At 47.3% G+C, this 19,453-nt stretch carries 19 protein-coding genes; 15 read left to right on the top strand and 4 right to left on the bottom strand.

Annotated features, from left to right (window positions below):
* Positions 1 to 280 precede the first annotated feature (280 nt).
* The 5 genes from MHB72_RS17975 to MHB72_RS17955 all read left to right on the top strand — a co-directional run bounded on the left by MHB72_RS17975 (position 281) and on the right by MHB72_RS17955 (position 5,195).
* Positions 281 to 1,402, top strand: coding sequence for a response regulator aspartate phosphatase (locus MHB72_RS17975; protein WP_216919573.1), 1,122 nt, complete (start codon positions 281 to 283; stop codon positions 1,400 to 1,402).
* Positions 1,403 to 1,672: 270 nt separating this feature from the next.
* Complete coding sequence (locus tag MHB72_RS17970) at positions 1,673 to 2,056, top strand: hypothetical protein (protein ID WP_023856206.1); 384 nt, start codon at positions 1,673 to 1,675, stop codon at positions 2,054 to 2,056.
* 30 nt (positions 2,057 to 2,086) lie between these two features.
* Complete coding sequence (locus MHB72_RS17965) at positions 2,087 to 2,947, top strand: DMT family transporter (protein WP_020452862.1); 861 nt, start codon at positions 2,087 to 2,089, stop codon at positions 2,945 to 2,947.
* 64 nt (positions 2,948 to 3,011) lie between these two features.
* On the top strand, positions 3,012 to 4,133 hold the full coding sequence (locus MHB72_RS17960) for an NAD(P)/FAD-dependent oxidoreductase (RefSeq protein ID WP_197407109.1): 1,122 nt from the start codon (positions 3,012 to 3,014) through the stop codon (positions 4,131 to 4,133).
* Between the two features lie 222 nt (positions 4,134 to 4,355).
* Complete coding sequence (locus MHB72_RS17955; RefSeq protein WP_023856203.1) at positions 4,356 to 5,195, top strand: FAD binding domain-containing protein; 840 nt, start codon at positions 4,356 to 4,358, stop codon at positions 5,193 to 5,195.
* 126 nt (positions 5,196 to 5,321) lie between these two features.
* Here MHB72_RS17955 and MHB72_RS17950 read toward each other — a convergent pair whose 3' ends face one another.
* Both MHB72_RS17950 and MHB72_RS17945 read right to left on the bottom strand, forming a co-directional pair.
* The gene (locus tag MHB72_RS17950; RefSeq protein ID WP_020452859.1) at positions 5,322 to 6,143 is read right to left on the bottom strand and encodes an endonuclease I family protein; all 822 of its coding nucleotides are present in this window, start codon (positions 6,141 to 6,143) and stop codon (positions 5,322 to 5,324) included.
* Positions 6,144 to 6,222: 79 nt separating this feature from the next.
* A complete protein-coding gene (locus MHB72_RS17945) occupies positions 6,223 to 7,269 on the bottom strand; it encodes an anthranilate phosphoribosyltransferase (RefSeq protein WP_254121910.1) in 1,047 nt (348 codons plus the stop codon).
* Between the two features lie 242 nt (positions 7,270 to 7,511).
* Between MHB72_RS17945 and MHB72_RS17940 the strand changes: the two genes are divergently transcribed.
* Together MHB72_RS17940 and MHB72_RS17935 are read left to right on the top strand one after the other, a co-directional pair.
* Positions 7,512 to 8,918: a YfcC family protein gene (locus MHB72_RS17940; protein WP_025809819.1), complete on the top strand. Its 1,407-nt coding sequence runs from the start codon at positions 7,512 to 7,514 to the stop codon at positions 8,916 to 8,918.
* Positions 8,919 to 9,098: 180 nt separating this feature from the next.
* Entirely contained in the window at positions 9,099 to 10,295 is a 1,197-nt protein-coding gene (locus MHB72_RS17935) for an MFS transporter (RefSeq protein ID WP_020452856.1), read from the top strand.
* Positions 10,296 to 10,395: 100 nt separating this feature from the next.
* Here the strand turns inward: MHB72_RS17935 and MHB72_RS17930 are convergent, their stop codons facing one another.
* On the bottom strand, positions 10,396 to 11,994 hold the full coding sequence (locus tag MHB72_RS17930) for a PucR family transcriptional regulator (protein WP_079289501.1): 1,599 nt from the start codon (positions 11,992 to 11,994) through the stop codon (positions 10,396 to 10,398).
* Positions 11,995 to 12,158: 164 nt separating this feature from the next.
* On the opposite strand from MHB72_RS17930, the gene MHB72_RS17925 reads away from it, so the two are divergent.
* Both MHB72_RS17925 and MHB72_RS17920 read left to right on the top strand, forming a co-directional pair.
* Complete coding sequence (locus MHB72_RS17925) at positions 12,159 to 13,385, top strand: pyridoxal-phosphate-dependent aminotransferase family protein (RefSeq protein ID WP_197407110.1); 1,227 nt, start codon at positions 12,159 to 12,161, stop codon at positions 13,383 to 13,385.
* Positions 13,386 to 13,394: 9 nt separating this feature from the next.
* Positions 13,395 to 13,529, top strand: a complete 135-nt coding sequence (locus tag MHB72_RS17920; protein ID WP_268510165.1) for a hypothetical protein — start codon at positions 13,395 to 13,397, stop codon at positions 13,527 to 13,529.
* A gap of 210 nt (positions 13,530 to 13,739) precedes the next feature.
* On the opposite strand, the gene MHB72_RS17915 is transcribed toward MHB72_RS17920, so the two are convergent.
* Positions 13,740 to 14,324 carry a TetR/AcrR family transcriptional regulator gene (locus MHB72_RS17915; protein ID WP_020452853.1) on the bottom strand — a complete coding sequence of 195 codons (585 nt, stop codon included), beginning with the start codon at positions 14,322 to 14,324 and terminating at the stop codon, positions 13,740 to 13,742.
* Between the two features lie 88 nt (positions 14,325 to 14,412).
* On the opposite strand from MHB72_RS17915, the gene MHB72_RS17910 reads away from it, so the two are divergent.
* The 6 genes from MHB72_RS17910 (at position 14,413) to yunB (ending at position 19,371) form a co-directional block, all read left to right on the top strand.
* On the top strand, positions 14,413 to 14,946 hold the full coding sequence (locus MHB72_RS17910; RefSeq protein ID WP_146874777.1) for a hypothetical protein: 534 nt from the start codon (positions 14,413 to 14,415) through the stop codon (positions 14,944 to 14,946).
* Positions 14,947 to 15,076: 130 nt separating this feature from the next.
* On the top strand, positions 15,077 to 15,928 hold the full coding sequence (locus tag MHB72_RS17905; protein WP_020452851.1) for a DUF72 domain-containing protein: 852 nt from the start codon (positions 15,077 to 15,079) through the stop codon (positions 15,926 to 15,928).
* Between the two features lie 17 nt (positions 15,929 to 15,945).
* Positions 15,946 to 16,767: a sulfite exporter TauE/SafE family protein gene (locus MHB72_RS17900; RefSeq protein ID WP_025809806.1), complete on the top strand. Its 822-nt coding sequence runs from the start codon at positions 15,946 to 15,948 to the stop codon at positions 16,765 to 16,767.
* Between the two features lie 19 nt (positions 16,768 to 16,786).
* The gene (locus MHB72_RS17895) at positions 16,787 to 18,142 is read left to right on the top strand and encodes a bifunctional metallophosphatase/5'-nucleotidase (RefSeq protein WP_216919575.1); all 1,356 of its coding nucleotides are present in this window, start codon (positions 16,787 to 16,789) and stop codon (positions 18,140 to 18,142) included.
* Positions 18,143 to 18,221: 79 nt separating this feature from the next.
* A complete protein-coding gene (locus MHB72_RS17890) occupies positions 18,222 to 18,527 on the top strand; it encodes a YunC family protein (protein WP_023856194.1) in 306 nt (101 codons plus the stop codon).
* A gap of 67 nt (positions 18,528 to 18,594) precedes the next feature.
* Positions 18,595 to 19,371 carry a sporulation protein YunB gene (gene yunB, locus MHB72_RS17885; RefSeq protein WP_023856193.1) on the top strand — a complete coding sequence of 259 codons (777 nt, stop codon included), beginning with the start codon at positions 18,595 to 18,597 and terminating at the stop codon, positions 19,369 to 19,371.
* Positions 19,372 to 19,453: the final 82 nt, after the last annotated feature.

The raw sequence follows: 19,453 nt of genomic DNA, 5'->3' as shown, positions 1-19,453 counted from the left end.
GGTTTGAATTTTCCTTCCTAACGATTAGTTATGCCAAATTACATATCAACAGGAAAATATAATCCTTCATCTGTTCTGCCTTCCTTCCTATACTTCAAAAAATTCACCCGAACACGGAAAACGAATCATATTGATTAGGTCAAAGAACCTCTAACTTTTAAAGATTTCTTAGAATGTTGTTGTGAAAAATTATTCTTTTATGTAAAATGATGACTATGAAGAAAAAGGAAACCTTTTGTTTTCAGAAAAGTTATAATATTGCTAGAAAGGAAGAGGATATGTGAGCGTGATACCATATGATTTGGTTGCGACGAAAATGAATTTTTGGTATACAGCCTTAAAAAACAATTGGACAGGCAAGGCTGAGGATACTAAGAAAGAAGTTGAACGAGAATTAGAACAAATGGAACAAAATCAGGATGTGATTGTCTATTACAACTTACTGCTCTTCCGGCATAATCTTCAACTTGATTATATGTATTCTAAACCCGGTGTAAATTTAAATAGTCGTTTTGATGAGTTCAAAAAGATTCGCGGTCAGAATAATCTGGAAGGGATGTTGGATTATTATTATCATTTTTTCGCTGGGATGTATCATTTCAGACAAAAAGAATTAATCCTTGCGCTGAATTTTTATAGGGAAGCCGAGAAAAAACTTGATTCTTTTGATTGTGATGAACTGGAAAGGGCTGAATTCTATTTCAAAGCTTCTGAAGTTTATTACCATATGAAGCAAACTTTCTTTTCAATGAATTACGCAAGTCGTGCGTATAACATATACAAAAAGTATAAAACCTACGGTGAGCGTCGAGTGCAAAGTCAATTTATTATTGCTGGCAACTGGTTAGATCATATGTATCCTGAAAAATCTCTACATAATTTAAATAAAGCGCTTAAAGAGTCAAAGACACAAGGAATTCTTCATCTTATGGGTTCATCACATTTAAATATTGGCATATGCTACAATAAATTGGAAGATGTCGATAAAGCAACCTACCATTTTCAAAGAGCTCTGAACCTTTATAAAGAGGAGAAGCATAGTTTTTTGCCAAAAACATTATTCAACCTCGCCCATGTCAGGGCAAAGCAAGGAAAGTTGTCAATAACTGATGACCTATACTATGAAGGCAAAGAGTTGGCTGAAAGGAACAAGAATTTAGATATGCTTGCGAAGTTTGACTTAATAAAAGGGCTTTATCTTTCATTTGATCTAGATATGGTTCGAGAATCGTTCAAGTTTTTCGAAAGTAAAGGCAAGTATGCAGACATGGAGGAATACGGTCTTATAGCAGCAGAGCTTCTAGAGAAAAAAGAAAAAATTCGAGATGCAGTGGAATTCTACCGGATAACAGTTAATGCGAGAAGACAAATTCAAAGGAGTGCTTTTCTACATGTAAACTAAATCGTTCTAGGGGTAGTTAAAGCAGCAGGATTTCTTACTATAAAAAAATTCCCGCAGCATTATTAAAACCTCAAATTTTGAATACTTGAGTATTATTTTAAGTTCTTTGATTAATACATTAAATCACCTCCTTTCACCCACTTATACAGTATTTGTCCATTAAAAGAAGAACAGGATCTTCTTGTAAAATATCTTTATTAGATCATATTGTCATGTATAATGAAGGGTATAGCATGTGACATTCATACTGTATAAGAAAGGATATGACCAGTGAAAATGTTGAAAAAGGCTGTGTTGACAGCCGCTGTTTTCTTGCTGGCCGCATTTGCCGGGAGTACAGAAGCCTTTGCTATGCCTTCCAAAGGCGCGGTGAAATTCAGGACGGATGCCAATACATATACGAAATCAGCCACTTCGATCGTTGTCACTGGAAAAAGTCCTGTTACGGGAACGATGATCGCTGTCCGGCTGATCAATAAAAAAGGAACTGTCCTGATCTATCGAGATGTTCATTTAACACGCGGAAAATCTCATTTTCGGGTGAGCTTCCCGACGAAAAAGCTGAAACCGGGCAAGTATGACGTCTGGGTGGATGCTGTTAAAGGAAAGAAATGGCATGGGGAATTGAAGCGCTACATTGTCATCAAACATTGAGCTCCATTATGATGAACGGAGGGCTGTGTAATGACTGCCGTGGGTTTTTGTGTATTATTATGTTCTGCATTTATCCATGCATCATGGAACTACCTTTCAAAAAAAGCCGATGGAGGCGTTCCATTTATCTGGCTGTTCACAGCGATTGCAGCCGTTGTCTACACGCCGTTGGCCATAGGTGTTGTCATATATGAAAAGCCTGAGATCGGCATCTGGCAGCTTGCCATTATCATGGCGAGCATCCTTGCACACTTGGGCTTTTTTCTTGTTCTTCAAAAAGGGTACAAAAAGGGCGACCTTTCCCTCGTCTACCCTATTGCGAGAGGAACTGGCCCGCTGCTCACCTGCGTGCTGGCGGTCGCCTTTTTTGGCGAGTCATTGACGCTGCCCGCAATAACAGGGATTCTTTTGATTGTGATCAGCATTCTTTTTTTCACAGGGGGAGTCAAGCGGTTAAAAGAATCAGGCTCGCTCACACCGGTTCTTTACGGGCTGGCGGTCGGCGGTATTATTGCCGCATATACCCTCCTTGATAAAGCAGCGGTCAGCCGGTTTCTCATTCCGCCGTTGCTGCTTGATTATTGCAATACGCTCGGCCGTCTGATCATATTGACTCCTTTTGCCGCGAAAAGCTGGAGCGAAGTCCGCTTTGAGTGGAAGCATCACCGGATGGAAGCTGTCGGGGTGGGGGTTTTTAACTCTTTGGCTTATATTTTGGCGCTGAGTGTCATGGTATTTGCTCCGGTCAGCTATGTGGCACCGGTTCGGGAAATCAGCATTTTAATCGGAACGGTGATGGGGGCGGTTCTTTTGTCTGAAGGTTTCGGACGGCTTAGAATTGTCGCGGCTGTCTTTATGGTGCTTGGCGTGATATCGGTAGCCGTTGGTTAGGTTGTGTTCCATCGATGTGATCCGTTATATTTGTAAATAAACAGAAATGAAAAAGGTGTTAATCATGAAATCTTTTATTGTAGTCGGAGCGGGCGTCCTCGGCGCTTCTGCCGCTTATCATCTTGCAAAAAAGGGCGCGGAAGTGACCTTGATTGACCGCGGAGAGCGGGGAAGGGCTACAGATGCCGCGGCAGGAATCGTCTGCCCCTGGCTTTCGCAGCGCAGAAACCAGGCATGGTACAAGCTTGCAAAAGGCGGAGCGGCGTACTACGCCGATTTAATCAAGCAGCTTGAAGCTGACGGAGAATCGGATACGGGGTATAAACGGACAGGCGCTATCAGCTTGCATACAGACGAGCGAAAGCTGGAGAAAATGGAAGAACGGGCGCATCTCAGGCGCAAGGATGCCCCTGAAATCGGCGAGATCACCCGTTTATCCCATGAGGAAACGAAGCGTTTATTTCCGCCTTTGGCAGAGGGGTACGGCTCGGTTCATATCAGCGGCGCCGCGCGCGTAAACGGAAATTTGCTCCGCCGCTCACTTGTGAATGCCGCACAGAAATACGGAGCTTCAGTTGTTGCCGGAAACGCTTCATTGCTCTATGAAGGAAACCGGGTAACAGGGATCTCCACAGCGGACAAAAAAATATACGCTGATCAGGTGCTGGTCACAGCGGGCGCTTGGGCGGACGAGCTTTTGAAGCCGCTCGGCGTGCGTTTTTCAGTCAGCCACCAAAAAGCGCAGATTGTTCATCTTCGTCTTCCGGATGCGGATACCGGCAGCTGGCCTGTTGTGATGCCTCCGAATGACCAATACATATTGGCATTTGAAGACGGCCGGATCGTTGCCGGCGCTACTCACGAAAATGAAGCGGAGCTTGATGATCTTCGGGTAACGGCTGGCGGCCTTCACGAAATTTTCTCAAAGGCGCTTGCTGTTGCGCCGGGTTTGGAATTGAGTGAGCTGCTTGAGACGCGTGTAGGATTCAGGCCGTTTACACCAGGCTTTCTCCCCGTGATCGGCTCATTGCCGAACATTTGCGGGCTGCTTGTTGCCAACGGCCTTGGCGCTTCAGGGCTCACGTCAGGTCCTTACCTTGGCGCGGAATTGGCAAGGCTCGCCTTGGGAGAAGAGCCTGAGCTTGATATCGCTTTATATGATCCGGCCGGCGCGCTTGAAAGTTGAATCATGTTGCAAAAAAAAGTTCACTAGAAGCTAGAGTGAACTTTTTTCTTGTTTATAGTTTTAAAATAGAAAATTTTTCAATATAAATCCATGGAGGAAAATTTTGAGAAAACCATATGACTTTCTTCGTAGTGCATGCCGGTTTTTTTGAACGGCAGGTGTTCGGTTCAATCGGCCGCCTCTGATTCCCGAACAAATTTGGAAAGTAAAAGGAGGGTCGCCATGATCCAGTTTGACTTTGAGTATTACAGGCCCCAATCTGCGCAGGAAGCGGTAAAGCTCTTTCAAAGCTTGGAGCGCAAGGGGAAAAAGCCGGCTTATTTTTCCGGCGGAACAGAACATTTAATACCAGGACGGCTGAGTGTGATTCATCCAAATGCCGTTATCGATATTAAAGACATACCTGAGTGCAGAACTCTGCAATTTGAACGGCGCCACCTCGCTTTAGGCTCAGCATTAACATTGACAGAGATCACGGAAAACGGCGGCTTTCCATTGTTGAGCAAAGCGGTAAGGGAAGTGGCCGACCATACGGCGCGCAATAAGATTACGCTTGGCGGCAATATTTGCGGGCAGATCTTTTACCGCGAAGCAGTGCTGCCTTTTTTATTAACCGACAGCAAAGTGGTGACGATCGGAGACAAGGGGGAAAAGCGCTATTTGATTCACGACGTATTCGATCAGCAGCTGAAGCTGAACAAGGGAGAAATCCTCATTTTCCTTTTGATTGAAGAACGCTATCTTCATCAGCCTTTTGCAAGCATAAAAGTGAGGCAGCAATGGGATACGGGATATCCTTTGGCGACGATTTCAGCTCTTGAAATAGACGGACGCGTCCGCTGTGCATTTAGCGGTGTCTGCCCTTTTCCGTTTCGTTCATCAGAAGTGGAATCTGCGTTGAATGACGAATCGCTCCCTGTAGATCAAAGGGTGGAAAAGGCGATCAGCCGCTTTCCCGGCCCTGTTTTGGACGATGCGCAGGGTTCCGCTGAGTATCGCAAATTTGTCATCAAACATACGCTGTTTGACATTCTCGACATGCTGAAGAAGGAGACGTTTTGACAAGCGTTTGAATCCAATATTTGCAGGCGCGCGGGATACCATGAATTTGAACTGGCCCTAAAATCGGTGTGCTGAACAAAAAAAGAGAGGTTTAAAAAAAGAGCGCCGGGCAGGCGCTTTTTTTGTTCAATTCAAAACGCCTGAGCCCCAAATATCCTCCGCCCATTCAGGGTGATCAATGAATGGATTGCGGTTATGCTGGTATTGCTGATAGATGATGTCGTTCCGCTTTCTTTCAAGGGCATCGACAGGATCTTCATGGTGCCATTTCAATAAAACCGACATTTTTCCATGGTACGGTTTAGATCCGTTGTTCGTTGTGTCGTTCATTTCAAGATCCGGCTGGCCGTCGTCCCCTTCATAGCGGACCGCCATATAGAAAATCATTCTGGCGACATCGCCTTTAATGCTTTTGTCAGGTTCCCAGGAATCGCCGTCATAGCGGTTTCCGGGAGAACCGGGATAGGGGCTGCCGCCTTCGTCGAAATCAAGGTTTCCGCGGGCGGCGTTTACTTGCACATCGCTGGGTCTGAGATGATGCAAATCTGTTCCGGGTCCTTTGCTTGTTCCGAAATCACCGTGCGATTTTGCCCATACGTGCTCGCGGTTCCAATCGCCAGTTTGCCCCCCGTTCGCCTGTTTAGAGCGCGACTCTCTGGAATATAAGAGAATCACGTTATTTCGATTGGCCGGATCTTCGTCCGTTGCTTTCAGCGCTTCCCATACCTCGCTGTAAGAAAGCTCTCTATGATCGTCGATTGTGTCGTGAAGCGCTTGTTTTAAAGCTTCGCCTGTTTTGCCTTGCGCCTGTTCATAGTAATCCGCCGGAGCCGAGGACTGATGGGGCTGGACGTGTAAGGAAAACAACTGGAAGGCTTCTGCGTTTTGGGTGGGCGCGCACATCGCTGACAGCATCAAAATAAACGGTATGAGACACTTTCGGTTCATCTTTCGATTCCCTCCTTTTCATTTCTTCCATTATCCAATCTTTTCATGAAAAGGAAATATCATTTTGGTTACGGTTTTCTTACGGTCTTGTAAATGAAGCTTTCCACCTCTCGAGGGCTTCCAGGCCGGCTTTTTCTTTCAGCTGTTTTTCCGCCGTTCGGACGCCTTCTTCAATGGCCGCGCAGTGTCCGAACAAATAATAGCGCAATGCGGTATTCATGATGACTTGTTTTCTTTCGTATTCGGTATCGGCCGATTCATCTCCGGCGAGAACGGCCGTTATTTTTTCCGCCTGTTCCTCAGCAGACAGCGGTTTGTTGAGCTTTGCTTCATCTGCGTAAAGCCCGAATTTTTCCGGCTTTAATATAAAGGAATCGATCACGCCGTTTTTTATCGTAAACACAAAGCTGCCTCTGTGGACCGGTACGTCTTCCGAGCCTTCCGCCCCCTGGACAATGAACACTTCTTTGTACGTCAAGTGCTGAAAAACGGGATGCATTTTCTGAATGGCCGTCCGGTGAAACGCGCCCATCATGAGCTTGTCGGCATCAGAGAAGTTGACCAGTTTTTCAGCTGTATTCAGCACGGTGCGGACGCCGATCTCTTCGCGAATTTTCCTCATCCGAACAAACGGTTTGCAAAATGTTTCGGCGGCTGCGAATCCGATTGAGGCCTCTTCCAGTGAGTGTGCCGTTTGCGCAGGATCAGTCTCAGAGGGGATTCCGAGTTTGTCTAGGACATTTTTTACACTCGTTCCATATTTGGGCGGCAATGCATCACTGCCGTGGAGAAACACGGGGACTCCGTTTCCTGCGAGAAGGAGCGAGACAGGAATGGTTGCTAAAAAAGAATGTCTTCCTGTGTAAGGTCCCGCAAAATCGATGACCGCATCTTTTACAGCTTTGGAAAGGTTCAGTGTTTTCGAGCTGTTCCGCAATGCTTCGGTAAACGCGAGCAATTCCTCAGGGGACTCTGTTTTCATCCGCTCCGCTATTAAGAATGCGGCGGTCTGGACGGGGCTGGCATTTCCCGTAACGATCGCTTCTGCAGCCTGTTTGGCCTCTTCATAAGTTAAATTGCGGGCGCCCCTTTTTCCTCTTGCGACTTCTTTAATCCACTGTTGCAATGTGAACTCTCTCCTTTACATGCTGATCTTTCTTATGACTTTACATGAAAATGCAGAAAAGGAACAGTCGAGATTGTCGGCTTAATACTTGATAGAAAATATGACGATTTTCTGGATTGGCCGTGTAGATTTAGGTATTTTAACTGAAAACATGCTGAAATTTAGAGGATTTTTCAATGCGATTAATGCTGTAATCATTTAATATGTTAAAAAAGTTAACATGGAAAAGGGGATGATCGAAAATGGGAATGCCGGCTTACAAAACAGAAGACGTGAACAAGAAAGAAAAAAGCAAAAAGGAATTTCCGCATATTTATGTCATTCTGGCTGTCATGATTGGTCTAATGGCGCTTATGACATATGTGATTCCGGCGGGCGAATATGAACGGGTGGAAAGTCCGGACGGCAGGGAAATGATTGATCCGGCGTCCTACAAACGGATCGAACAGACGCCGGTTGATATCTTGGGGTTGCTTACGGCTGTTCCGAAAGGGATGACAGAAGCGGCCCCGATTATCGTGTTTACATTTGTGATTGGCGGCGCTTTTGCCGTTCTGCGGAAAGCGTCTGTCATTGAGCTCGGTGTCCGTCTGCTGGCGGATCAGTTCAGGAACAAACCGGTTTTCGTTACACCTGTCTTAATATTCGTTTTTTCCGGCATTTCCTGTTTTATCGGGACGCCTGAGCTTTCCATCGTTTACGTCCCTGTCATTCTTCCTCTGCTGCTGTCTTTCGGATATGACCGGATGACAGCAGCAGCAATTGCGTTGTGCGGGACGATCGCCGGCTTTACGAGCGCTTTGACAAACCCTTTTACCGTAGGAACCTCACAAATGATTTCCGGTCTCCCGCTTTATTCAGGGATGGGGTACAGGGCGGTCATCTTTGTTGTCATTACGGCGATTGCCGCTGTATATGTGCTCAAATATGCGGAAAAGGTCAGGGCGCATCCTGAAAAAAGCCTGACGGGGAAAGAAGCAGTAGAAGCGGTGCCTGCTTTTAAAGCAGGCAGACGGGTGAAATGGGCCGGTATCGCGGCGCTTGGGTTGTTTGCCGGCTTGATTGGCTGTGTCATTTATTTCAGGTGGGATATGCTGACAATGGCGGGCTATTTCCTCGCGCTCGGCATCATTCCTGCTTACATTGCCGGCATGAGCTCGAGAGACATTGCCGAGTCCTTTAATGAGGGCTTTAAAGAAGTGCTCGTCGGGGCGATGATTTGCGGCATTGCAAGAGCTGCTGCGGTCGTTATGGCCGACGGACAGATCATGGATACGATTGTTTACGGCTTGTCTCATGCGGTCTCACAGCTTCCTTCTTATTTAACCGTTACGGCGATGCTTTTCACACAGATGCTGTTTAACTTTTTTGTTCCAAGCGGAAGCGGACAGGCTTTAATAATGATGCCGATTATGGCGCCTTTGGCTGATATTGTCGGAATTACGCGGCAGACGGCGATTCTGGCTTTCCAATTCGGCGACGGTTTTTCAAACATCGTCTTTCCGACATCGGGTTACTTTATGGCGACGCTTGCGATCAGCCGGATTGCCTGGAACAAGTGGCTGCGATTCATCCTTCCGCTGTTTTGCCTCTGGATGGGAGCGGCCGTGCTTTTCCTGCTGTTTGCTAACGCTGTCGGCTGGTCGTAAATGGATAAAAAGGCGGGGGAATCCTCCGCTTTTTTATTTTCCCATCATTCCTTCAGAAGAAAAAATATGCATAAATATGAAAAAACTAGACTTTGAACCTATCTGTGGATATACTAATTTAGTAATTGATCGAATTTAAGATTGTCCGGTATTATCGGGCTTTAAGGAAGGTATCCGCGGATGAAAAAAATGGCCAGATTGTATATTCTCATGCTGAACGTGTTCATCGTTATGCTTGGTATAGGCTTGATTATTCCACTCATGCCTACGTTTATAGAAGAATTCGGCGCCTCAGGCAGCACGCTCGGGTTGCTGATTGCGGCTTCGGGTATTACCCAGCTGCTGTTTTCGCCCGTTGCCGGGGAAATGACCGATAAATACGGAAGACGGAAAATGATCATTTTAGGCATCGGTGCGTTTGCGGTTTCCCAGTTGCTTTTCGCCTTGGCGAGCCAGATGTGGCTGCTGTTTGTTTCCCGCCTTCTCGGCGGAGCGGGAGCGGCGTTTTTGGTGCCGGCCATGTTTGCCTACATCGCCGACATCACATCGGAAAAGGATCGAAGCAAAGGGATGGGGCTGATCAGCGCCGCGATGTCTCTCGGCTTTGTCATCGGTCCGGGAGCCGGCGGATATTTGGCTGCGTACGGGCTCACTTTTCCGTTTTACGTGTCAGCCGGATTAGCCGGCTTGGCGACGGTTTTATCGCTTTTTGTCCTCCCGGAAACGCTCAGTCAAGAAAAGATGCTTGAAAAGCGCCGCTCCGCTCAAAAGCGCGAACCGCTTCCTAAGCAAATGGCGCGCGCGCTGCGATCGCCGTATGCTTTTCTGTTTGTCCTCGTGTTCATCCTGAACTTCGGGATCATGAATTTTGAGGCGGTATTCAGCCTTTATGTCGATCATAAGCACGGCTTTACACCGGGAGACATTGCCTTTGTCATTACAGCGGCAAGCTTGATCGGCGTGTTCGTCCAGGCGGTGGCCCTCGGGATGCTGACGAACCGCTTCGGCGAAAAAAAGCTGATGAACATGACGCTGATCGGTTCAGCCGCAGCGCTTGCCGTCTGCTCGATTGCCGGTTCGTACTGGCTCGTTTTCGGTGCAACAATTGTTTTCTTCATGCTGACGTCCATCCTCCGTCCGGCGATTAATACGCTGATTTCAAAAATGGCCGGTGATGAACAGGGCTTTGCCGCAGGCATGAACAATGCGTTTATGAGCCTTGCCAACATTGTCGGACCGACGGTGGCCGGTCTGTTATTCGATGTGAACGTGGAAATTCCATATATTTTTGGTGCGGTCGTTCTCGTGCTCAGCTTTTTGGCGGCAGTCAGCTGGGGGCGGAAGCAGCAGACGCGCGCAATTCCCGAAAAAGTATAAGGGAGCCGGCACATATGCCGGCTTTTTTCTATGGTGAATTTCAAATCATCAGCAATGCCGGTATGGCTTAACTTTCTCCGGTTGCTGCTGTTGGAGTTTCTCACAATCCAAGCAGCATTTGAATTCTGAGCGCCAGTCTCAAGCGCAGGGTTGTGTCCGCATCTTTCAGGCTTTTCCCGAGCAATTCTTCGCATTTTTCAAGCCTGTAGATGACTGTGTTTCTGTGGACATACAGGCGCTTGGCCGTTTCAGAAATCTGACAGTGCGTTTCCAGATAGACGGACAATGTTTGCAGGAGCCCCTGGTCATCCTTCGGCAGGCTGGCAAGCTGATGCAGTGCATGCGTGTAAAATGTCTTCAAATCATCAGCCGGAATCATGCGTAAAAGCTCAGAGACGTCTTTCATATGGTACGTCTGGATGAACTCGGTGCTGCCGGACAAATGGCCGGAGTGGAGCGCGTCGACGGCTTCTTTGCAAATGTGCGGAACGTCGCTCAGCTGATGGCTGAGGTTACTGATTCCGAAAGAGATTGTCCGCTGAAAGTGCTCCGCTGCATGACGCTGAAACGTCTTTAAAAATCCGCCGACGTCTGCATTCAGTTCAGCCCAGCTGTCCGTCGCTTCGGCCAGCAGGAAGCAGACATTTCCCTTTGTGAAAAGGTGCGGAGGGAACGGAAAGTCAACCAGCTCTTCTTCCAGGCGTTCGAACACGGAATCTGATTCAAGCTGATTTTCCGTGAAGCTGAGCGATTTTTCGCGCCGGTCCAATTTGCCCGCAATGCACACATATTTTTGATCCCACTTGAGCTGAAATTCTTTGGCCCGGTTTTTAATTTCTTCAGCAGAGGAAAAGGCGCCGTCCAAAAAATTGCTGAAAAACTCGTTCCGCGCTCTTCGCAAATATTGTTTGAGCGCATTTTCCTTCAGCAGCTCAAAGGCGATGACATTGGCGGCTTGTTCGAGGGTTAACAGCAAGCCTTTGTCTGAAGGGGAAATCATCCCGCAGACAACGAGGAAGCCGCATTTTTTTTCATGAGTATAGATCGGAAATACCGAATAGGTTTGTTGGTCGGGAAGTGTTGAAAAACAGGTGAGCCCCGTTCTGTTTCCTTTTTGAAATATTCCTTCATAATGCGACAGCGTCCCGGCGGCATCCGCTTTTGAGGAGGCGATCGGCTTGAGATGCTGATTGAAAAGAAGAACGGGAAGCTTCAAAACAGCAGAGACGTTATGCAAGAGCGATTGAATGCTTTTTCCGCTCATAATATGGGTTGTGAACTTTTTTTGGGCGGTGATGGCCTGTTCGAGTTCTGCCGTCCGTTTGTCCAAAATATGGCTCAGTGTATGATTGACAATATCACCGAGGCGGACATCTTTATTTAGCTCGATGATCGGAAATGACCGCTCGTCGGCAAGCTTGATCACCTCGTCGGGTATTTTCTGCAAAAAGCGCGTTTTGATGCCGAGTCCGGCGCAGCCCCGCCTGATCATCCTTTCAATCAATTCCTTCAATAAAAAAGGCCGGTCCTTTAAATGGTATGCGGTCGTGACGAGGAGCTCGCCGTGATGCAGATAATCGGCAATATCTGGCGCATCCATCATATTGATGTGTTCGATGTTCCGGGTCCCTCCCGTTTTTCCGGCGGCAAGCGTTGCGCCTTTAAACACGGGGAGTTTCATCATGTCATAGATATTCATTGATCTGTACAGACCTCCTTTGTCATTTTAGTCATTATCAACAAAAAATGAGCGGATTTGTGACATTTATGCCGATGTTTATTTTTCATGTTACCAGTAAACTTGTATTTATATAGAGAGTTGTAAAGAAATATAACAAGAAAAAAGAAAGGAAGTTTCTTCACATGACAATTGGCGAAATGAATATTCCGAAACGGACAATTATGACTCCCGGTCCTGTCGAGGTTCATCCGAGAGTGCTGAGGGCGCTTTCCTCACCTGTACTGGGACAATTCGATCCTGCATTTACAGACATGATGAATGACGTCATGGCGCTGCTCCGGCAGATTTTCCGAACGACAAATAAATGGGCATTTCCGATAGACGGGACATCGCGGGCCGGGCTTGAAGCCGTCCTTGCCAGTCTCATCAAACCGGGGGACCGGGTGCTCATTCCCATTTTCGGACGGTTCGGCTATCTGCTGGCCGAAATTTGCGAACGGTACCGGGCTGATGTTAATACAATGGAATGCCCGTGGGGAGACGTTTTTGAACCGAAAGATATCATCTCCGAAATCAAACGGACGAAACCGGAGATCGTCGCGGTTGTGCACGGCGAGACGTCAACGGGATGCATTCAGCCGCTAGAAGAAATCGGCCGGGCCTGCCGGGAGCTTGATGTACTTTGTGTAGTCGATGCGGTGGCTACGATCGGCGGCACGGATGTCAATACGGATGAATGGTGCCTTGACGCGGTCGTCGGAGGTACGCAAAAGTGTTTATCCGTTCCTTCCGGGATGGCGCCGATCACATTTAACAGCCGGGTTGAAAAGCGCATCAATGAAAGGAAAAAGGTAGAACGTGGCATTGCCACAAGAGAAGATATCGAGCTTGAAACAGGACGCTTGCCGATTTCCAGCAATTATTTTGACCTCGGCATGCTGATGGATTATTGGAGCCCGAGGCGCCTCAATCATCATACAGAAGCGACTTCGATGCTGTACGGTTTGCGTGAAGGAGCGCGGGTCGTTCTTGAGGAGGGGCTCCGCGAGCGGTTCTCAAGACACCGGCTGCATGAAGCAGCGCTAATCAAGGGCATCAAAGCGATGGGTCTCGAATTGTTTACGGAAGGCCGGAAAAAGCTGCCGACCGTCACTTGTGTGAAAGTGCCTGATCGGGTTGACGCGGACCTTGTCAGGAAGATGATGCTTGACGACTTCGGCGTCGAAATCGCCAGCTCTTTCGGACCGCTGGCCGGAAAGATATGGAGAATCGGGACAATGGGGTACAGCTGCCGAAAAGAAAATGTTCTTTTTACATTGGCTGCTCTCGAAGCGGTTCTCATTCGCACAGGTGCTTCAGTATCGCCGGGAAATGCGCTTCAGGCGGCTCTGGATTTCTATCATGAGTAGGCTAATCTCATGAAAACGTTTGACTTGCTTTTGAAAGGCGCTTCCGTCGTGTGCTCAGACGTAAGGAAAACCGATATCGGCGTCAAAGACGGGATGATTGCTGAGCCGGGCGTGCTTGACGGCAGTGCGTCAATACATTTTTAAGGCAGACGAAAGAGAAGCAAAAGCGGTTCACTGAAGCGCAAAAAGCAGCCTGTGATCAGGCTGTTTTTTGTGGGATGACCAGAAAAAAACAATTTTGCGACATCCGTGAGAATCTAAAACAAGAGAATTAATCAAAAAAAGCAGGCTGAGAGGCCTGCTTTTCCGTGGTTTTGTGTAAGTCTCTTTTGGTGCAATCCGATCGATCTGTGTCTATTCCAACGATCTTAAATAACCGGCCAATACAGAATCGATCATTTCAGCCGTCAGCCTTTCAGGGGCCATGATCAAATGAAGCGCCAGCCCGTCGACAAGGGCGTACAGGTGCTCGGTTTCCTTTAGAACATCGATCCCCGGTTTGGCGCCGGTATTCACCAGCATTTCAACAGCCGATTTACAGGCTGAATAAATGCCTTCATTCATCTCCTTTCTTAACGGTTTGAGCTCCGGATCGCTGAGCGATTTGGCCGTAAATGCATACCATGCCTCCATTTCCAGTTTTCGCTCCTCATCAAGAGGCATAAGCTGAAAAAGAAGCTGTTTGACGTTCTCAGCCGGTGTACCGTTAAATGTCATGCTCTCAATCCGCGTTTTGACCCGGTTTGCCACAAGCCTCATTGAATAAATGAAAAGCTCAGACTGTTGGGGAAAATAATGGCGCATCGATCCGGCCGAAAGCCCGGCTTCCTTAGCGACATTTCTGACGGTGCAATGTTCAAGTCCATCTCTGTGAATCACATTCCACACCGCTTCGGCAATTTTTTCTTTTTGTTTTTCGTGATCAACTATTTTTGGCATACACACATTATAACACGGGTGTATTATTTAATACATATGTGTTATAATTTTTTAGTACAAATGTGTTAAAAAGAGAGGCGGATAAAAGGTGATTGGTTTATTGATTATAGCTTGTGAGATCGGTTTTTGGATTTTTATTCTGCTTGGCCTTATTTTTCGCTATATGGCAGGCTGGAAAAAGGCTGGTTTGATCATGTTTGCATGCACACCGGTTTTGGATTTGCTGCTTTTGGCTGCAACGGCGCTTGATCTGTACAATGGGGCGCAAGCGGATGTTTTGCACGCCCTCGCCGCCGTTTATATCGGCGTCAGCATTGCGTTCGGAAGCCGCATGATCAAATGGGCGGATGAAAGGTTCGCCTATCGCTTTGCCGGCGGTCCGAAGCCTGACAAAGGCCCGCAGTACGGCAAGGAACACGCCAAAAAAGAGCGCAAAGGCTGGTTGCGGCATTTTATCGCATGGCTGATCGGGGCGGCGCTGCTGGCCGGGATGCATCTGTTCATCGGCGACCCGGAAAGAACGGAACCGTTAATCCGCATCGCTTCTTTATGGTCGATCATCCTTGCCATCGATTTTCTGTACAGTTTCAGCTTTACCCTTTTTCCGAAGAAAGCCCGTTAAAAGAAGCCGGACATCCGGCTTCTTTTTCATGTTCAAGTATTCCGCCGCTGAAAAAGGAAATGCTACAAGCAGACCTGGATCAAGTTTTCGAAAAAAACCTGTGATAAACTAAAGGAAGAGGTGAACTGCATTGATTTATATTGGATTAACAGGATGGGGGGATCATGACAGCCTGTATCCGCCCAAGACAAGCAGTCAAAACAAGCTGATCCACTATTCGGCGCATTTTCCGATCGTCGAGCTTGATGCGAGCTTTTACGCGATTCAGCCCGAGCGGAACAATGAAAAATGGGTGAAGGAGACGCCGGAAACCTTTCAGTTTATCATTAAGGCATATCAGGGAATGACGGGGCATCAGCGCGGGGAAATCCCCTTTGAAACGAAAGACGACATGTTTGCTGCTTTTAAGCTTTCGTTAACGCCATACATAAAAGCGGGCAAGCTGGCGATGGTCCTCTTTCAGTTTCCGCCATGGTTTGATTGCAAAAAAGAAAACGTCAATTACTTAAGATGGGTAAAAGAGAAAATGGGAGATATACCGTGTGCGCTTGAATTCAGGCATCGGTCATGGTTTATGCCCCAGTTTTACGACAAAACGCTCGCTTTTATGGAGGAACAGCAATGGATTCACAGCATTTGCGATGAACCCCAGGCGGGCGAAGGCAGCATACCGACGGTTCTTCATGCGACTGACAGCAGGAAAACGCTCGTCCGTTTTCACGGCCGTAACAAGGAAGGCTGGTTAAGGCCGTCTTCCGGGCAAAATTGGCGTGAGGTCAGATATTTATATTTATATAATGAACAAGAATTAAAAGACTGGAAGAAAAACCTTGAGCTGCTTGAACAGCAGTCGAAAAACGTTTACGTGCTGTTTAATAACAATTCAGGCGGTGATGCGGCTCAAAACGGGAAGCAAATGAAGGAGCTGCTCGATATTGAATACAAAGGGCTTACGCCAAGGCAGCTCGATTTATTCAGCTAGAAAAGAGGACTTATTTTATGGAATATCTTATTTTGCTCATACTCGGATTTATCGCGGGAACCATCGGCAGTCTTGTCGGGCTCGGCGGAGGGATCGTCATCGTTCCCTCGCTCCTTTTTCTGGCGGGGCTGCCGACGCTCTTTGACCATGTGACACCGCAAATGGCGGTCGGCACATCGCTTGTTGTCATCATATTTACAGGGCTTTCTTCAACGATTGCGTATATGAAGTATAAAACCGTAGATTATAAAAGCGGTCTTATTTTTTTCATCGGCTCGGGGCCGGGCAGCATCGCAGGTGCCCATGTATCGACATATTTCAGCTCAGACTCGTTTTCTCTATGGTTCGGGATTTTTATGATTCTCATTTCCCTTTCCTTAATGATAAAGAAAAGGGTGAAACCTGCCGAGAAAAAGCATACGGGCGTTATCAGAACGTTCACAGGGGATGAAGGACAGGAATATACGTATTCATATCATCCTTTAGCCGGAATCGCGATCGCCTTTGTCGTCGGCTTCCTCGGCGGGCTTTTCGGCATCGGGGGCGGCTCGCTGATGGTGCCGGCGATGATTCTTCTGTTTTTATTTCCGACAAGGGTCGCCGTTGCGACATCGATGTTTATTATTTTCCTTTCATCTGTCGCCGGCTCTGCCGGCCATGTCATCGCGGGCCATGTCAACTGGCTTTATGCGCTCGCATTGATCCCGGGCGCCTGGTTTGGCGGACAGCTCGGCGCCTACATTAATAAAAAGATGCAAACAAAGACGATCGTATTGATCATGAGGTTCGTATTGATCATCATCGGAATCAGATTAATCTATCAAGGCGTGTTTAGTTAAACGTTAGGGAGAGATTTGCATGACGGAAAAGCTCCATATTTACCATACGAACGATTTGCACAGCCATTTTGAAAACTGGCCGAAAATCGTCGATTATATTCAGACACAAAGACAAAAACATGAAGAGCAGGGGGAAGAAGTGCTTTTGTTCGACCTCGGCGATCATGTCGACAGATTCCATCCGATATCTGAGGCCACCTTCGGAAAAGCGAATGTGGAGCTGTTGAACCGTCTGCAGTATGATGCTGCAACGATCGGAAATAATGAAGGAATTACACTGCCGCATCAGGAGCTGGATACACTTTATGACAACGCACAGTTTCCTGTCGTTGTTTCCAATTTGTTTGACGAAAAAGGGAAGAGGCCCGGCTGGGCAGCACCGTATGTGCTCAAAAAGGTGAAGAGCGGCGCAACTCTTGCCATTCTCGGTGTGACAGTCCCGTATTATCCGATCTACCGGCAGCTTGGCTGGACGGTTGCAGACGCATTTGAAAGCATCGGCGAGATGCTCAGTGAAATCAAAGAAAAAGCCGATATTGTCATTCTTCTTTCACACCTCGGCATTTTGGATGATCAGCGCGTCGCGGAGGCTTTTCCCGAAATCGACCTGATTCTCGGCTCCCACACCCATCACCTGCTTGAAGAAGGGATGATGAAAGACGGCGTTATGCTGGCCTGCGCCGAAAAATACGGGAACTATGTCGGTCATGTTGAACTGACGTATAACGGAACGCTTGAGAACATCACAGCAACCGTTATGAAGACGGCAGAATGGAACGAAGAATCAGAGGAGACGATTCGTTTTCTGAAGGAAAAAGAGAAAGAAGCCGGACATCTGCTTGAAGAAGAAATTGCGACATTGGACAACACCCTTGAAACCGCCTGGTTCCGCAGAAGCGCCCTTCCGCAAATGCTGGCAGACGCCTTAAAGGAATGGTGTGAGGCGGAAATCGGAATGGTCAACTCAGGCATTGTACTGGAGTCTCTATCACAAGGCCCGGTGACGAAAGCGGATGTTCACCGCATCTGTCCGCATCCGATTAATCCGGTCAAACTGAAGCTGACGGGACGTGAGCTGAAAGAGGTCATCTTCCATGCATCATCGGAAGAAACCGAGAAACTGCGAATTAAAGGGCTCGGTTTTCGCGGCGAAGTGATGGGGAAAATGCTCTATGCCGGCCTTGACCCGGAAAAGCTCTCTGTCAACGGAGCGGACATTGAAGATGATGCGTTCTACACGATCGCCACGATTGATATGTTTACACTCGGAACGCTGTTTCCGGCGATCCGCGATGCGGAAGATATCGAGTACTTTATGCCTGAATTCCTGCGCGATCTGCTCGCCTGGAAGCTTAAAAAAGCAAACCGGTTCTAATACAGATGCTTTAAGATTCGGGGTAAACCGGAACATGTCTCCCGCTTTATCATACATTAATGGTAAAGGAGGGATCGCGATGGTAAATTTAACTCCGATTATGATAGAAGATCAGCCGTTTACGGCTGTAACGGTCAAACTGCCGAAAACGAACTTTATGGCGGTAACCAATGACCATGGATATATTATGTGCGGAGCGCTTGACGTCGCCCTGCTGAATGATAAATTAAAAGAACGGAAAATCGTCGCCGCCAGAGCCGTCGGCGTGCGGACGATCGATCAGCTTCTCGAAGCGCCGCTCGAATCTGTAACCGATGCGGCCAGAGAGCTCGGCATCCATCCCGGAATGAGCGGAAAAGAAGCCCTTTTAAAAATGGTGAAATAAAGTTGTCTGATTGAATCGTATATCCCCTCTTACAAGCATACACTTGTGATGTAAGGGGGGATTTTGCTTGCGAAGATTTCGCGGCCCTCTGTCAAAAAGAGGACCTTTGCCTTTTCGATATGTCATGCTGCTTTCGTTTGTATTTTTTATTTTTTCAACGGCCATCAGCCTGTTGATCATCAACTCATCCATCAAACCGACGCTTCTGAACATCGCTGAAATGGAAACGAACCGGATTGCGACGCACGTCATCCAGGAAGCCGTCGAGGATTATATGAGCCAAGATGAAAATGTGCAAAATCTAGTAGAAATGAAGACGAATGAAAATGGAAAAGTAACAACAATTGATTTCAACTCTCATGGTCTTCGTGGTATGCATTCGAAAATTACGAAACAACTTCACGAAAAGCTGAAGGAAACAGAAACCGAAGAATTTAATTCTTCTGCGAAAACTCCCGAAGGTAAGAATGATGGTGTAATCTATAATATTCCTCTAGGTCAGGCAACGGGAAACACGCTTCTTGGAAACCTAGGGCCGAAAATACCTGTACGGCTTAATGTTGTGGGGGATGTCTTTACAGATTTTAAACATAGTGTCGAACCATATGGAATTAATAATGCTTTAATAAATGTCGGTGTTCTTGTCGAAGTCAAGGTCCGTGTCGTCATACCGTTTGCGACAAAAACGGCGGTTGTTAAAAATACGATTCCGGCAACGATTCAAGCCGTGCACGGCGAAGTACCCGACTTCTACAGCGGCAACGGCAGCCAGACGGCGCCATCGATTCAAATCCCTTCAAAGGATGAAAAAACAGAACAAAAAAAGGAACAAAATAAGCAATGATTTCCAGGCGTTCTGCACACATCAGGCAGAATGCTTTTTTTTGCGTCCTGGAAACAGAATGTGTCTATTTTCTTAAAAAAAT

The organism is Bacillus sp. FSL K6-1284, from assembly GCF_038002625.1.
Taxonomy (GTDB): Bacteria; Bacillota; Bacilli; order Bacillales; family Bacillaceae; genus Bacillus; species Bacillus paralicheniformis.
This window is presented reverse-complemented; position numbering and strand designations above follow the sequence as displayed.

Bases quoted from the DNA above. Each gene is read 5' to 3' on its own strand.
- MHB72_RS17925 (WP_197407110.1), top strand. From the start codon at position 12,159: ATGACAATTGGCGAAATGAATATTCCGAAACGGACAATTATGACTCCC.
- MHB72_RS17895 (WP_216919575.1), top strand. From the start codon at position 16,787: ATGACGGAAAAGCTCCATATTTACCATACGAACGATTTGCACAGCCAT.
- MHB72_RS17915 (WP_020452853.1), bottom strand. From the start codon at position 14,324: ATGCCAAAAATAGTTGATCACGAAAAACAAAAAGAAAAAATTGCCGAA.
- MHB72_RS17960 (WP_197407109.1), top strand. From the start codon at position 3,012: ATGAAATCTTTTATTGTAGTCGGAGCGGGCGTCCTCGGCGCTTCTGCC.
- MHB72_RS17965 (WP_020452862.1), top strand. From the start codon at position 2,087: ATGACTGCCGTGGGTTTTTGTGTATTATTATGTTCTGCATTTATCCAT.
- MHB72_RS17900 (WP_025809806.1), top strand. From the start codon at position 15,946: ATGGAATATCTTATTTTGCTCATACTCGGATTTATCGCGGGAACCATC.
- MHB72_RS17940 (WP_025809819.1), top strand. From the start codon at position 7,512: ATGGGAATGCCGGCTTACAAAACAGAAGACGTGAACAAGAAAGAAAAA.
- MHB72_RS17955 (WP_023856203.1), top strand. From the start codon at position 4,356: ATGATCCAGTTTGACTTTGAGTATTACAGGCCCCAATCTGCGCAGGAA.
- MHB72_RS17890 (WP_023856194.1), top strand. From the start codon at position 18,222: ATGGTAAATTTAACTCCGATTATGATAGAAGATCAGCCGTTTACGGCT.
- MHB72_RS17920 (WP_268510165.1), top strand. From the start codon at position 13,395: ATGAAAACGTTTGACTTGCTTTTGAAAGGCGCTTCCGTCGTGTGCTCA.
- MHB72_RS17930 (WP_079289501.1), bottom strand. From the start codon at position 11,994: ATGAATATCTATGACATGATGAAACTCCCCGTGTTTAAAGGCGCAACG.
- MHB72_RS17935 (WP_020452856.1), top strand. From the start codon at position 9,099: ATGAAAAAAATGGCCAGATTGTATATTCTCATGCTGAACGTGTTCATC.
- MHB72_RS17950 (WP_020452859.1), bottom strand. From the start codon at position 6,143: ATGAACCGAAAGTGTCTCATACCGTTTATTTTGATGCTGTCAGCGATG.